Source organism: Caldanaerovirga acetigignens (assembly GCF_900142995.1).
Classification (GTDB): domain Bacteria; phylum Bacillota; class Thermosediminibacteria; order Thermosediminibacterales; family Thermosediminibacteraceae; genus Fervidicola; species Fervidicola acetigignens.
Genome location: NZ_FRCR01000020.1, coordinates 1 through 14,572 on the forward strand (window position 1 = coordinate 1; position 14,572 = coordinate 14,572).

17 protein-coding genes are annotated in these 14,572 nt (G+C 42.9%); all 17 read right to left on the bottom strand.

Annotation, left to right across the window (positions count from 1 at the left end; translation table 11 throughout):
• The coding region (locus BUB66_RS10990; RefSeq protein ID WP_143156277.1) for an iron-containing alcohol dehydrogenase at window positions 1–647 on the bottom strand (647 nt) is incomplete at its 3' end.
• A gap of 121 nt (window positions 648–768) precedes the next feature.
• Window positions 769–1,314 (bottom strand): BMC domain-containing protein, encoded by a 546-nt coding sequence (locus tag BUB66_RS10995; protein ID WP_073258466.1) that lies wholly within the window; start codon window positions 1,312–1,314, stop codon window positions 769–771.
• 15 nt (window positions 1,315–1,329) lie between these two features.
• Window positions 1,330–2,655 carry a 4Fe-4S dicluster domain-containing protein gene (locus BUB66_RS11000; protein WP_073258468.1) on the bottom strand — a complete coding sequence of 442 codons (1,326 nt, stop codon included), beginning with the start codon at window positions 2,653–2,655 and terminating at the stop codon, window positions 1,330–1,332.
• Between the two features lie 19 nt (window positions 2,656–2,674).
• Window positions 2,675–4,066 (bottom strand): aldehyde dehydrogenase family protein, encoded by a 1,392-nt coding sequence (locus BUB66_RS11005; RefSeq protein ID WP_073258470.1) that lies wholly within the window; start codon window positions 4,064–4,066, stop codon window positions 2,675–2,677.
• An 18-nt stretch (window positions 4,067–4,084) separates the two neighbouring features.
• Window positions 4,085–5,074, bottom strand: coding sequence for a cob(I)yrinic acid a,c-diamide adenosyltransferase (locus BUB66_RS11010; RefSeq protein WP_073258472.1), 990 nt, complete (start codon window positions 5,072–5,074; stop codon window positions 4,085–4,087).
• A 16-nt stretch (window positions 5,075–5,090) separates the two neighbouring features.
• Complete coding sequence (locus BUB66_RS11015; RefSeq protein ID WP_073258474.1) at window positions 5,091–5,372, bottom strand: EutN/CcmL family microcompartment protein; 282 nt, start codon at window positions 5,370–5,372, stop codon at window positions 5,091–5,093.
• Window positions 5,373–5,381: 9 nt separating this feature from the next.
• Complete coding sequence (locus BUB66_RS11020; RefSeq protein WP_073258476.1) at window positions 5,382–6,158, bottom strand: flavoprotein; 777 nt, start codon at window positions 6,156–6,158, stop codon at window positions 5,382–5,384.
• A gap of 15 nt (window positions 6,159–6,173) precedes the next feature.
• A complete protein-coding gene (gene eutJ, locus BUB66_RS11025; protein ID WP_073258477.1) occupies window positions 6,174–6,989 on the bottom strand; it encodes an ethanolamine utilization protein EutJ in 816 nt (271 codons plus the stop codon).
• 38 nt (window positions 6,990–7,027) lie between these two features.
• Entirely contained in the window at window positions 7,028–7,666 is a 639-nt protein-coding gene (pduL, locus tag BUB66_RS11030; RefSeq protein ID WP_425291882.1) for a phosphate propanoyltransferase, read from the bottom strand.
• 34 nt (window positions 7,667–7,700) lie between these two features.
• The gene (locus BUB66_RS12800; protein WP_073258479.1) at window positions 7,701–8,273 is read right to left on the bottom strand and encodes a BMC domain-containing protein; all 573 of its coding nucleotides are present in this window, start codon (window positions 8,271–8,273) and stop codon (window positions 7,701–7,703) included.
• Between the two features lie 15 nt (window positions 8,274–8,288).
• The gene (locus BUB66_RS11040; RefSeq protein ID WP_073258481.1) at window positions 8,289–8,645 is read right to left on the bottom strand and encodes a glycerol dehydratase reactivase beta/small subunit family protein; all 357 of its coding nucleotides are present in this window, start codon (window positions 8,643–8,645) and stop codon (window positions 8,289–8,291) included.
• A 1-nt stretch (window position 8,646) separates the two neighbouring features.
• Complete coding sequence (locus BUB66_RS11045) at window positions 8,647–10,458, bottom strand: diol dehydratase reactivase subunit alpha (protein WP_073258483.1); 1,812 nt, start codon at window positions 10,456–10,458, stop codon at window positions 8,647–8,649.
• Window positions 10,459–10,462: 4 nt separating this feature from the next.
• A complete protein-coding gene (locus BUB66_RS11050; protein ID WP_073258485.1) occupies window positions 10,463–10,987 on the bottom strand; it encodes a diol dehydratase small subunit in 525 nt (174 codons plus the stop codon).
• The gene (locus BUB66_RS11055; protein WP_073258487.1) at window positions 10,987–11,658 is read right to left on the bottom strand and encodes a propanediol/glycerol family dehydratase medium subunit; all 672 of its coding nucleotides are present in this window, start codon (window positions 11,656–11,658) and stop codon (window positions 10,987–10,989) included. The genes BUB66_RS11050 and BUB66_RS11055 overlap by 1 nt, the downstream gene beginning before the upstream one ends.
• A 2-nt stretch (window positions 11,659–11,660) precedes the next feature.
• The gene (locus BUB66_RS11060) at window positions 11,661–13,343 is read right to left on the bottom strand and encodes a propanediol/glycerol family dehydratase large subunit (protein ID WP_073258489.1); all 1,683 of its coding nucleotides are present in this window, start codon (window positions 13,341–13,343) and stop codon (window positions 11,661–11,663) included.
• Window positions 13,344–13,373: 30 nt separating this feature from the next.
• A complete protein-coding gene (gene pduB, locus BUB66_RS11065) occupies window positions 13,374–14,153 on the bottom strand; it encodes a propanediol utilization microcompartment protein PduB (RefSeq protein ID WP_073258491.1) in 780 nt (259 codons plus the stop codon).
• A gap of 32 nt (window positions 14,154–14,185) precedes the next feature.
• Window positions 14,186–14,464: an ethanolamine utilization microcompartment protein EutM gene (eutM, locus tag BUB66_RS11070; RefSeq protein ID WP_073258493.1), complete on the bottom strand. Its 279-nt coding sequence runs from the start codon at window positions 14,462–14,464 to the stop codon at window positions 14,186–14,188.
• Between the last annotated feature and the right edge of the window lie 108 nt (window positions 14,465–14,572).

Here is a 14,572-nt window from a genome sequence, read left to right on the forward strand (position 1 = left end):
TTAAGCCCGTCCTCCAAAAGCGTCCTGTAGCAGAGTTCCGCAAGAGCCATGGCAGCCTTCGTGCTCTGCCCGCCCGACAATGCTTTGGCATTCGAGCGCATACAAGCCCGGGCTTCAAAATAAGTGGCTAAGGCATCGCCCATGCCAGCTACTAAGAGTCTTGCCGGAGCTTTTGCTATCATCCCGGTATCTACCAGGACCACATCGGGATTTTGGGGAAGGAATAAGTACTTGCTGAAAACTCCTTCGTCGGTATATATGACGGAAAGCGCGCTGCACGGCGCATCGGTAGATGCAACGGTGGGCACAATCACAACAGGCCTTGACAAGAAATAGGCCACCGCTTTCGCTGTATCGAGGACCTTTCCGCCGCCTATTCCCACAATCACTTCCGAACCTTGCTGTTCGGCTAAAGCTTTTAGCCTGTTTATCTCATTTTCCGAACATTCCCCGTTGAATGGCTCAAAAGTGAGTTTTACCTTTTCGCCCGCGAAGCTTTCCTCTATTGTCGGTCTTGTCCTTTTGATGCCGTTTTCGCTGGCTATGATGAAAAATGAACTCCCCAGCTTCATCGTATGCTCTTTAATGTGCTTTAAAACCCCATTCCCCTGGACGTATTTGCCAGGGCCTATAATTGCCCTTATCATGGCAACCCCTCCTTGGTTTTTTGTTAAAATATTTTATCACATAATTGAAAATACTTAACAAGATGTCATTATGCAGTTTGCCTGAAAATCAAGTGTCGCATTTAATTTTACAATTAACAGCTTAAACCCATGATTTTAAAAGCTTCTGGGTTACATTGCTTATTACCGCGTGGGATACCAACAGGCCCTCTTCAACTGCTTGAATGCCGCTGCTGACAGCGGATTTTACAGCGCTCACTTCGCCTAAAATAATGACAACGGATTTTCCTCCCATTCCCCTAGCAAGCCTTACTTCAGAAACTACTACATTACCACCTTTTGCAGCGGCATCCGCTGCTTTAATCGCCGAAGCCACGCTAAAGGTCTCTATAAGCCCCAAGGATTGCTTTTCTAAATTTATTTCTGTCGTTCCGGATAGAGCCGAAAGCAATGATTCATGCGGATTTGAAATTAGAAGCTCATCTATCACCCCGTCTTTGAACTCTTCTTTGCCCGCTTGAATAGCATTTTTCACTGCACTGACTTCACCGGTGATTAAAATGACAAATTTTCCGGGACAGACACTCGTCGCTGTTATTAGTTCTACTGGTGCGGATTTCAGCATTTTGTCGGACGCCACAAGACCTCTTGTTATCTCTCTGAACTCCAAAAGCCCCAAAGCTTTCATATATTTATTTCCTCCTCATTCACTTTTGACTACTATAGAGGTTTCGTCTATTTTTACTACTGTGCCGTCAATACTGGCGTGAATATTTGCACCAAGCTGCCCTTCTTGAATTTTAGCAACGACATCATTTTTGTTTACTTTGTCCCCCACTTTTACTACAGGAATTGCTGGACTTCCCGCATGTTGTTTTAACAACAACTTAACTTCTTTTGCTTTTATCTTTTTATCAGTATAATCAATATGCCGGTAATAATCCGATAAGCCCAACCGGACAAGCAGCTTTTTTGCAGAAAATTTCCTGATTTCCCTTTCGGGTCTTTCTGTCTCCACTAATGTTTTATTAAACCTCACCTTTTTCTCGAAAAGCATTTTCTTTAGACTTGCATTTATATTCCTTGGACTTAACCCCATTGGGCACGTCACTTCGCAGAGTCCGCATTCTGAACACAGCAAAGAATTAATCAAAGATTCAGCGTCCATAAGACCAAACGATATTGCCCGCATTATTTTGTGGGGTTCTAGTTTATGGCCCAGCAAGTACCTCGGACACAAATCGGTACATATTCTGCACTGGCAACAAGCAGTCCTTGCTCTCTTCAGCTGCACATCAATTTTAATCCTCCTTGAGCTGTAAGGCAGCGTATTAATGGGTACAACCAAAAGGGCCGAAGTCGTTTTTGTTACTACATCGTCAAGCCCTACCTCTTTTCCCATCATCGGACCGCCGTCTATCAATATAAAGTCCTTTGCTGTAGGCCCTCCTGCTAAATCGAGAAGTTCGCTGAATTTCATCCCTACAGGCACATTTAATACCAATGGGTATTTAACTGCTCCCCCTACGGTAACGAATTTTTCTGTCACAGGCAATTTATCACTGTATGCTTTTTTAATATTGTAAAGAGTCTCTACATTGTGCACAACAGCCCCTACATCTAAAGGTATACCGGCCATCGGAATTTTCCTTCCCAATACCTCTCTAACAATTACATGCTCGTCTCCCGCAGGATAAAAATCGCCTAACTCAAAAATTTCCATATTATCATAATCTTTGAGTTTATCCGAAAGCACTCTTTTGCAATCGCTGTATTTCTTCTTCAGCGCAATTATACCCATCTTTGCTCCTGTTGCCTTCATCGCCAGTTGCAGGCCTTCCAAAACTTCATCGACTTTTGCCATAACTAATGCTTGGTTCGTAAAAAGCAGGGGTTCACATTCAGCAAAATTGGCAATTACCACATCACATTTGTTATTTAATTTGATATGGGCAGGGAAGCCTGCGCCCCCCGCCCCTACAACTCCAGCATTTCTCACCTGTTCGATTATTTCATTGCTGTCAATCATTTGCCATCAATCCCTCTTATTAGATGATTCTGAAGGCATCTACCAGCACGCATCTTCTCTGCCTTGTAAAATTCTTTGCAGAAGTAAGCCCTTCTCCGGTCGGTCCAGCTATAGTAAAGGTTGTATACCCTTCTCCGCCAGCACCTATGCCTGCGTAGGAAGGCGCATTTTTTACAAAAATTGTCGTCTGAATGGCCCTTGCAAAATTCGTCATATTATCGATATTCTTGGAGTGCATTATCGCTGTGTGCCTGTTTCCTCCCTCAGCCCTGACCGCAAGTTCTATGGCTTCTTCTACATTTGGAACTCTGACAAAAGGCAACACCGGCATTAATTGTTCATGATGCACGAGAGGATGATCCGGCTCAACAGGCATCACAGCAAGTCTTACATCTGTCCCGACTTCTATTCCTATTTGCTTTAATATATAAGAAGCGTCCTTGCCAATAAGATCTTTATTCACGTTACAATTTTCGTCAAAAATTAGTTCTGTCATCCTATCAATATCTTTACCTCTTAATATATAAGCCCCTTCCCTCGCCAGCCTCTCTATGAACCTGTCGGCGATAGATTCTACTGCAATGAGTTCTTTCTCCGCAATGCAGGGAAGGTTATTATCAAAACTTGCCCCGCACAATATATCATGGGCTGCTTTAATAATATCAGCCGTTTCATCGACGATAACCGGCGGGTTACCCGCCCCCGCACCTATAGCTTTCTTGCCTGACCTTAGCGCCTCTTGTACAACTGCTTTTCCTCCTGTTGCGCAAATAAGGTTGATCTTCGGATGAGACATCAAAGCTTTTGCAGTTTCAATTGTGGGTTCTGCTACCGACGTCACCAGATGCTTTGGTCCCCCAGCTTTCATTATCGCATCGTTTATGATCTCCACCGCTTTATTAGAACATATCTTGGCAGAAGGGTGAGGGTTGAACACTACTGCATTGCCAGCCGCGAGCATACTTATCGAATTATTTATTATTGTCGCCGTAGGATTGGTAACAGGAGTTATAGAGCCAATAACTCCTACTGGAGCCATTTCAACGAGAGTTAAGCCATGGTCACCCGTCCAGCAATGGGGTTTTAAATCTTCTGTCCCTGGAGTCTTTTTAGCCGCTAAAATATTTTTGACGATTTTATCTTCCACACGGCCCCTTCCAGTCTCCTTCACTGCCAATTCAGCTAGGAACCTAGCGTTATTCAGGCAGGCTTCCCTTATGGCCTGAATTATCTCTTCCCTTTTTTCTAAATCTAGCATCGCCAATTTCCTCTGGGCCCTCGATGCCGCTTCCACGGCATCGTCCAAATTGCTAAATATTCCGTATTCCTCTTTTGAATCACTCTTACTACTCAGATTTAATTCTTCAATTATTCTTTTAGCAATTGTTGCGACAACTTTTTCATCTACCATAACATTACCTCCTCAAAACTAAATTGCCGAAATTCCAGCCTTTGCAACGACTACGTCTTCATCTACCGTCCCGCCACTTACGCCTATCGCGCCGATAAGTTTCCCGTTTTTGAAAATGGGTATGCCGCCGCCAAAAGGCACAATTCTTCCGTTATAGGCATTATTTATTCCGAAAAGCTCCCCATTCGGCTTTGCAAGTTCTGCCAGCCTTGATGTTTCCATTTTCAGCATTACCGCTGTAAACGCTTTGTTTATGGCAATTTCAATGCTCACAAGCAATGCGTCATCCATTCTATGAAAAGCTAATAGATTTCCTCCTGCATCCACGACAGCAATACACATGGGTTTATTTATCTCCACGGCTTTTTCCTCAGCTTTTTTCAAAATCTTTAAAGCCAATTCTAGATTTAAATTTTCGCATGTTCCTTCTTGCCCCATTCTGTTTAAACCTCCACTCGATATTTTCTTTTTAATTTCTTCCAAAGATCTTTTTACTACCTCTTCTTTTTCTTCATATAGGGAAAGAGTAAACAAAAAATCAGACAGCCTGTTTAAATACCTTAAAACCTCAGGTCTTACATTTTCTTCTTCCGACAACCTCACAACAAGCCTTTCTGCTCTTCTCACAACTGTCCGCGCAATATGCAAAGAAGATGACGAAGGATATGGTCCAGGCAGCACAAAGTCCTTTTTAAATTCTATTTCTTCCATTAAATCATCTATTTTGTCTTCTAACCACATTATATCGTCTTCTGTAATCCGGTCTTTCAGAACCTTTTCCGGTTCGGCACATGCAAGTTCCGCACCCAATTTAAAAAGTTCTTTTTCGACCTTTAAGAGTAAGTCTTTTGACTTTTGAGTATTCACATTTGCGCGGGCAAACGCAATCAATGCCACAACTTCATCCACCGTGCCATAAGCCTCTACCCTTATATCGCTCTTTTTTACTCTCTTTCCCCCAAGGAGGCTCGTTTCACCTTTATCACCTTTTTTCGTATAAATTTTCATGAGCTACCCCTCTTTTTCAATGGATTTCGATTTCATCGATAATCCCAACAACCGCAGCATCTACAGGGGCATTAGCATCATTCATTATCTTTGTAGCGGTGCTTCCCGTCACTAAAAGGACCATCTCTCCAATTCCTGCTCCTACGCTGTCTACAGCTACGAGGAATTTTTCTTCCTCTTTTAAATTTCCATCTTCGTCTTTTTCATTAACCGGCTTAACCACCAAAAGTTTTGCTCCGACAAGTCCTTCATTCTTTTTTGTTGCGACTACATTGCCTACTACCTTCGCAATTATCACCTTACCACCTCAGCCTCTATAAATTTTTAAAGAATTTTCCCTTATGTAATCTGCTGCAAGCGGAGTAATTACTGCATTTTTGGGGATACGTATTTCGCCTTGTATCCCTTTATATACGGCAAGATCTTCCCTTGTAATTACATTTTTCTCTATATATACCTTTCTCATCGGGCTATATTCCGAAGCTTCATTCTTTATCGGGCTTCCAAAGATAACGCTTAAAACCTTAGCTTTAATATCCGCAGCATTACACAATATAACTCCGTATTTTTCTATTTTATTTAAAATTTCACTGTACGCCTCTCTCAATCCCTTTCCCATCCAAATAAACCCCATATCCTGCCACGGCTTTAAAAATGGATCTGCAGCATCTCTAGAGGCAATGACCGGTATTCCAAGCATCAGCGCATCAACTATTATTTGAGTAGTTAAATTGTCCAGGAAAAGATTCGCAACTTTCGCGGCAGTATTCCTGGTAAGTACCGCGATAATTACTGCTTTAAACTGCTTTAAAAAATCTTTCACATTAATTTTTTCTTCTCCATCAATAATTACACTTTCCGCCTCTAACTCTTCAGAAATCCTTCTTATATCATGTACTTTTGCGGCATTCTTTGTAAACACGAGGGAGTATATTAAATCATGTTCATCTTTGAGGCTTTTCAGCTCCTTTATGGAAACATCCGCATTTACCATACCACCTGTTACTATTACCAGAATCCTTGTCTTATAGTATTTCTTTAAAACTTCAATAACGATTTCCCTTATCTTTTCTTCTAATCCCACAAAAATCATCCCCCTTTAAGGGCACGAAAGTGCAATTCCTAACGGAGTAATAAAAAGCGGGTATTTTGGTACCACAGCCTTTACGCCGATGGCATTTTCTACTACATCTTTTAAGCCGTAAAGTGCGCTTGCCCCGCCAACCAGATAAATAGTTTCCACACTGAAACCTTCTATGTGTCTCTTTATAATATCAGCTACTTTTTCCATTGTAGGCTTTAACACTGGAAAAAGCCTCTTTTGATTTTTTTCATCTAATTTCATAGCTTCAGCTTCATCAAATGCAATATTAAAATGCCCTGCCAACACTAAAGTAAAATGAGTGCCCCCGGTGGGCTCATCCGCCGTGTAGACCACCTTGCCATCTTTCAATACGGATATACCTGTTGTTCCACCGCCCACATCTACGACCGCCCCTTCTGAAATCCCGAGAACCTTTGATGCAGCTGTCGGTTCATCCACGATGCACAATACTTCCAGCCCTGCCGATTCAACTACATACATCGTCGCTTTTGAATCAGCTATACTCGTTCCAGGAGGTACTGCACAAGCTCCTCTTGAAAGTTCGGTACTTAATTCTTCATTTAATTCTTCTATCATTCTTGCCACTATATTCCTCGCCCCAACAAAGTCAACAACCAGCCCATCCTTTACAACTTGAGCTCTTTGCATTTTCCCGGCAACTGGTTCTCCTTTTTCATCTAAAACAGCCACGACTATGTTTGCTGTACCCAGATCAACTCCCACTTTGTATTTTTCGGCTTTTTTAAGCGGCTTTGAGTTCACACAGGAAGCAAACACTTCACACAACTTTTCGCCGTACATATCACACATAAAATTCTCCTTCCGCCTCTTGAGAAAAGGACAAAAAATTATTCAAACAGAATCAAACCCTTGTCCCCGCTTTTTATACCAGAAGCATTAGCTTCATCAGTATCGATATGCATTTCCAGCACAAAATCAGGAGATACTCTCGCCAGAACTTTGTCAAAAATTAACTTTCTTTCACCTTCCACTAAAACTTTTAAAAAACTCCTATCTTTGATTCCATTTTCCTCTGCAAACCGTGCGGGAACATGTATATGCCGCATCGCCGCAATTACGCCGTTTTCGATTCTGACTCCACCCATTGGCCCTACTATGACGCATCCAGGGGTTCCTTCATGATTTCCAGAGTCTCTAACTAAAGGCTCTATACCCAGGACAAAACCATCCGTTTTAGAAATTTCGACCTGTGTCTTCTTCCTTACCGGCCCCAACACTCTAACGTTTTGGAGAATCCCTTTTGGCCCTACTATTATCACCGTTTCTTTTGCCGCAAATTCCCCAGGTTGCATCAATTCCCTCAAGGGAGTCAATTTATAACCTTTCCCAAACAATACTTCTAAATGTTCCTGCGAAAGATGAACATGCCTTGCTGAAACATTTATAACAACTTCCTGAACTCTTTTAGTCTTAAAATCTATCCCATTTTTAACTTTTTCTATCACTTTTTTAACAATCCCATCCAAGTCACATTCTCTAAGCAATTATTTCACCTCTTTTTCACAGGTCTGCTTTCACATTTTCTTCTCTTTCTTTGAAATGTATGCACAGCGTCCGAGGTTCACCTTTCTTCCTGGGACATTTTGGATCTTTGCACAAATTGCACGTAGGTTCTTTATTTTCATCCCATCTAACTTCTGTCTCCATGGCTCCTGCGTCCTCTTCCTCTTCTTCTACTTCTTCTACTTCTTCTACTTCTTCTACTTTCTCTTTCGTTTCCTCTTTTTCTTTATCAACATCCATCTTGACGCCTACATTATCATCAACCTGCTTTTCTTTTCTTTCCGCCTTTTCAATTTTCTCGAAGAAATCCTCCACCTGATTGTCAGGCCTTGGTATCACATGAACGGCGTATACCTTGCCTACTCTTTCCGCCGCTGCTTTACCCGCTTCCACCGCGGCTTTTACTGCTCCGACATCTCCCGTAAACTTTACTGTAGTAAGCCCCCCGCCTTTTGCGAGCTCATACCCTATCAACTTTACATTTGCCGCTTTTACCCCCGCATCAGCCGCCTCAATTGCCGCCACCAGGCCCACTGTCTCAATCAATCCCAAAGCCTTCTTTTCTCGCACGATCTCCCTCCTTCGTTAAAACTTCAATGGCATATTTTTGGCGAGTCTCGCAGCATTTGTTCCCAACATCCTATATTCATCCACGACGCCCAAATTGGGGTAAATTTTCATAATAGGCATACTATAAGGCATTTTTGAGTGCTGAAGTATGCAAATCCCATCTTTCCCTATGAATATTCCAATATTTATCCTAGACTCCCTTGCCGCGCTGGCAGCCATATATTCCGGCTCTTCGCCATACTTTATATCGATTTCGTAAGGCACCCCTTCTTCTTCCAACCCTTCACGTACTTTCTTCAAAAAAGGCTTTACCACATCATTGTCCTCACAATAAATTTTCACTGCTGGCTTTATTTCTTCAAAAACTCTCATCTTACTTACCCCACCCTGAAAGCACCAAGCCTGTTGCTACGGCGTTTCTCGGCCCTTCTGTCCCCCTTATATTTCCTCTCCCCGCGACAATGCCGTAATTTGCCAACGTATCAGATATCATCTCTGGTATTTCAAAATCTAAAGCTGAACCACCAACCATTATCACAAAATCGATCAGCCTTATATTTCCTGAAGGAGCTACTTTCGAGAGAGCCCTAATAGCATTCGTGACAAACACTTTTTTCTTTGCATTCCTTCTCACTTCTCTTATCTTTTCCATGTTCAACTCTGCTGGAAGGGGAATTAAATTTCCTTCTTTTAACAAGCACACTCTTGCAAAAGTCCGCGGATCTAAAGGTTTATCAAAAAACCTCACTGTTCCGTCTTCAAGCCTTATAGAAAACAGACTCTCAACCTTTGCCACAGGATAACGTTTTATGTCTTCAACCATTTGCTTGTCAGATATGCCTAGCTCTGCAGCTATCAGCATATTTACCATTTCTCCTGCCCCTGCAAGGTGGACACTTGTGACTTCTCTTTTCTTGTTCATTAAAGCCGCGTCCGTTGAACCCCCGCCTAAATCAAGTATTGCCACTGGAATATCGGTACCGGGTGTGGTTAAAGCCCCTAAAATTGCCATATTAGCTTCTACTCCCGCTATTTCGACGGGAATATTCAATTCTTTTTCTACCCTTTCTGCCACCTTTTCCATAGGGAGCTTTGTGCTTTTAACCATTGCAGCAATAGCTACTGCATCTTCTGAGAAAAATTCATTAGCTATTCCTCCGGTCACTTTTTGATGCACCAGCGTATCTACTGCCAAAATATCCTGGATTCTTATTTCCTTCGGATTTTGAAAAGTCACCTCGGCCATTATTTCTTTTACCCTAGAAATAAGGCCACCAACATTTGTAGACGGAGTTCCCTCCGCATCAACTAAAGGCCAAACCTGTTCAACCGCTTTCATTACTTTTTCAGCGCCTTCTTCTAAATCTACAACTGCTATAGAATTCTGGCCTTTCAATTTTAAGCTCCCTGCAGGAATTTTTCTTTCCTGCACATCACCTTGCGGAGTCTTAATAACAACCGCAGAGCGGTTCCCTATCAGCGCTCTTGCAATGGGAACGACGTTTTTAGTCTCTTCAGGGCTTAAATTAAAAACCGAAGCTATCCCGTAAGGATTTGAAAGAGTCTTAATAGTAAAACCTTGTTCCGCTACTTCAACGCATGCCAACATGTTTAGAGGGACCTTTTCTATAAGAGATACTTCATCTACAATAGGAATATTTTTTTTCAACCTGTTGGATATCAAAACTCCGTCATCTTTTTGCACTATTGCTCCTTGAACATCAATGCCTCTTTCTAAGGCTCGGTTGATAAGCCTCGCCGCATCTTCATAATCCACATTTTTAGGCACAACCGCTATAACTTTTTCGCCGGGGTTTTTCGAAGTTAATTCAAAGATGGGGGTAGTTTTTCCTACCCCCAACCCAACTCCCCCCGGCGTCGACGGATTATGCCCGATCATAGTAGACTCGGTAATTATCGTTTCTGTTATTGCTTCCATAGCCACATCGGCTATAACAGGTGTAGCTTCGTTTAATCTAAGCAGTTTCACTTCCTTTATGTCTATTCCGGCCTTTCCTACAGCATCTTCCAACGCCAATCTTATTCCTACTACATTCTCAGGAGTCCCCTTAATGCCGGTAGTCTTCGATATTCCGCTTGCCAAAAACACAGGCTTGTTGTTAATAATCTTTGCAAGAGCAATTTCGGTGGTATTGTTTCCAATGTCGACGCCTGCAATAATCATTTTTTTATTCCATCCCCTTTAGTCTCTTTCTTCTCTCATAGACATCTGCAGCTTCCCGTACAAATGCAGCGCAAATCGGAGCATTGTATTTATTTTCCAATTCATCAGCTATAGCCAACAATTCCTCTTTTGTCGATCTATAAGGTCTTAATGCATTGTATATCTCCAATATCCTTTCGTCAGGAACCCTCGTGAGTTCTGCTGCCCTTCTCAGGTTATTTGCAAATTGCTTCCTACCGACTTTTTCTGCAATTTCCGCCTGCATTAACAAGGTTTCTGGCGAAATTCTTAAATCATCTGGCTTAACGTTTCCATTTACTACTTCTTCAAGAGTTATATCCGTGAACCTCTTCCCAGTGGCAGACTTCAAAAGCTCTGGACGTTTTTGGGACAAGGGGTAATCCTTTTTGGGATCTAAACCATATCCTCCGCTGCACTTTTTCTGCTCTGTTTTAACCTCTTCTTTTTTGCTCCCCAATTCTTGCAAAACTTGTCTCACTATTTCCTCAAGGGCTTTTTCATCTATCATTAAATTGCGCCTCCTTTGCCAAAGGATACCCTGAGTTCAACGGGTTTCGAACCTGGCTTTACAAACTGGGTTTCGAAATTATGCATTACAGCAGCTTTAGCTTGGAACTTTGGTCTGGCCATTTGATCATTCATAACGGGCACAGGTGTTGGCGACTCTCCCTTTGCGTAAAGGGCTGCATTCTTTCCGATAGCCCTGTAGGTATCAAGAGTTAAAACAGGACACTGTGGAAACAGTTCAAGATTGTTTAAAGGCTGCAAATCTTTATGATGAATCACAGTAGTTCCCCTCGATTGAATGCCAATCCCTACCCCCGAACCGGAAAGTTTCGCGGCAGTATGAGCGATGAAAGCCACATCAGCAGTATGCGTAACTCTTATTACCCTTGCTTTCAGCCCTTCTTCAGCAATGCCTGCCATTATTTCTCTCAATATTTCCGAAAGAGGAAGACCTACTATGTTTTCGTGAAATTTAACTCCAAAAGCAGGCGAAATCCCAATCACAACTTCATCTTCTTTTGTACCTTTCTGAGCAGGGCCTATTTCTTCCAAGATAAGTTCTCTGTCTTTTGGTATACTATCCGGTTTTTCTGCCGAATCCGCTTTTTCTGCCGACAGCCTTTTCAGCACCTCTTTTACTACTTCTTCCACAAGCATTTCAGTGTTTACCATCCTTACGCCCTCCCTTCCTTTTTATCGAAATCCTCGGGCTTTAGAGCTTGGGGTATATTTTTGATTTCATTCCATCTCTCTGGCGATAGCCTGTATCCGGTACCGGGTCCTCTATAATCATTGGGATTGTTCACAGCCGAATCTATATTGAAGTTTTTGTCAAGCACCGCAGAGGTATGGAGGTAGTCTCCTGCAATCCTCTGTTTTAACATGTTGAGAATGTTTTCGGCAATATCTCCAAAACCGCTTTCCACAAGGGCCTTCACGATATCAAGTCCTGTAATGCCCCTGTTCATAAGTTCCGTCGCTGCTTTCAGGTCTTCGTTCACATCCCTCTCGGGCATATCCTTTGAACCGTGGGCATAGGTCGCGGCTTCCACTTCTTCATCGGTAATAGGTGGAAGCCCTAGCTTTTTAAACACAGCTTGCAAAGCCCTAGCAGCTTTGTTTCTTACTGCAATTACCTCTTCTTCGGTTACCGGCCTTACTCCTCCATCCACCATTAAGTCCCTTTGGAGAACAAGATAATCGTCTATATCTTCTATGTCAAAGTTTGATCCTGCGAACATATTGTCGTAATTGGGCACTGCGCTGTAGCCCGAGAAAATGAGGTCGGTCCCAGGCAACATCAAAAGCAACGTTCTGGCCGTTCTTCTGATGTCAGAGTGCGAAAAAGTCTGGTCGCTGCCAGAAGCAACTTCAAGGTCGAGCATCGTGGTTATGAGGTTTTCCGCCGCAACAGCCCTGATACCCGATGGTACAGCTCCAGGAACTCCTATACAGCTTATAGAACCATTCTGCAAGCCTTGTACTCCTGCGCCTTTTGTTATCAGAACGCAGCGAGCCTCAAGGTAAAGCATGGATTTTCCTTCTGCATATCCCATTTGAACTTCAGAACCTGTTCCCGATGTAAACCTCATTTTCAAACCGCGAGAAGCATAAGCTGACGCCAAAAACGCCTTTGACCACGGCGTGTCGTCTCCATCCACAAAGACCTGTTCTGTACCATATACCGAAATGGTTTCAGCATAAGACGTAAATCCTCTCATGCCGATTGTCAACTCAAAGGACTCCTCAAGAGCGCACTGGGTTAAAACTCCTCCCCTGCCGGTTTGAGAGCCTATCAGCAATGCCAAGGCATTAAAAGGAGCATACCTCGTAATGCCGACAGTCGTCTCTTCCTCGTCAAAACCCCTCAACGCGCCTTCTGCAGCATCAGCAGCAAGCAAAACCGGGTTATCTCTCAAATTCGTTACGTGGCATTGATTACCTGGTCTTTTTCTTGCGCGCGTTTTCTGAATCGCCATCATGATTTCAACTACATTCAATTGCTTCACTACATCTACAATCTTCGCAGGAGTCAACCCGCTCGCTATCTTTATAATTTCCTCCCGCGGAACATTGACATCGACCAACATTTTCGCTATTTCTAAGCTGTCCATTTTCATCGCTTTTTCTGCCATTTCCACATCTATTGCGTAGTCCGCGATAAACTGCTCTATCATATCAAAGTCTTCTCTTTTTTTGCCATCCATTTCCACAATTTTGCCGTTTTCTATTTTTATGCTCGGTTTTGGATCGTTAGGGCTATCCACCGCTATTAATCCCACTTCCGGCCATTCAGCTACAAATCCATCTTTATTGACAGGCCTTTCGGCCAATACTTGAAAACGTTTGGACTTCAATCCTAAGCCCTCCTTTCCCTTACATCAAAGTTAAATATACGGCACTCCTAAAGATTTCGGTTCTTCGCCCAATGTTGCAAGCAGTCTTTTGCCTACATCTCTTGCAGCTATCAATGCTTGCCTTACCGCCCCGGAATCACCGGAAATGAAAAGTATTGCTTCATTGGTGAAGCTGGTTCCCTTTGCGGGACTTGCATAACCTACTATATCCACTTCAGCCGCTTTTACTGCGGTATCGCAGCAGACAACGCCGATTGCTGCCGGTGCTCCTACGATTAGCCCAAATGCTTTGCCTAGAGGAGCGCCAAAAGCCTTTTCTATGGCATAGCTTGCCCTGGCAGTGTACTGAAATTCGAGGTGACCTGCATCATTAGCATAAACATCCCCGAAGGTTCTCGGAAGTTCTTTTAAAGCTACTTCAATTGCCCTTCTTGCATCGGATACCTCTTCCGCACCGAATATAATTAAACAGCCGTGCCCTGCTCCGCCTTTGGTGTCCCTCGCAAGTTCTACGGAAACAATTTCGGTATTAGTAGCTTTTACTGCTTCATCTGCCGCCATTATCTGGGGACCTGCTCCCGTTCTCGCTCCCAAAATGCCAATTGAGCGAAATCTCTTGTCTAGTCCCATTTTTTCCTGCAGCGTTGAATCAATATTTGCTATTACAAGCCCTATGGTATCGCCTATTGAGGTCCCCACAAATTCTGTAACGCCTGGATTTTCTAATGCCGGTCCTGCAGGCTTTTTCTCTTCCTTACCGACTTTATCTAGTATTTCCTGCACAACTTTCTTAATCATCAATTCATCCACTTTATTTCACCTCCTGAAAAATTTTCATCAATCTATTCAGCTTTTGGAAGAATTTTCTCCACATCGCTGTGAGGACGCGGAATGACATGAACAGAAACAACTTCTCCCACTTTTCTTGCTGCGGCTGCTCCGGCATCGGTAGCAGCTTTCGTAGCACCTACATCCCCGCGTACCATTACTGTCACAAGCCCTGACCCTATTTTTTCATAGCCGATTAGTTTTACATTCGCAGCTTTTACCATGGCGTCCGCCGCCTCGATTGCAGGAATTAAGCCTTTCGTTTCTACCATGCCCAATGCTTCACCATTCATTTAAAAAACACCTCCAAAAAAATATTTTTTTTTATTAAAATTCAATGTTCCAGCAAACCTTCCCTCTATATCCAATTGACCTGAACTTCTGTATTTTTTTGAATGGCA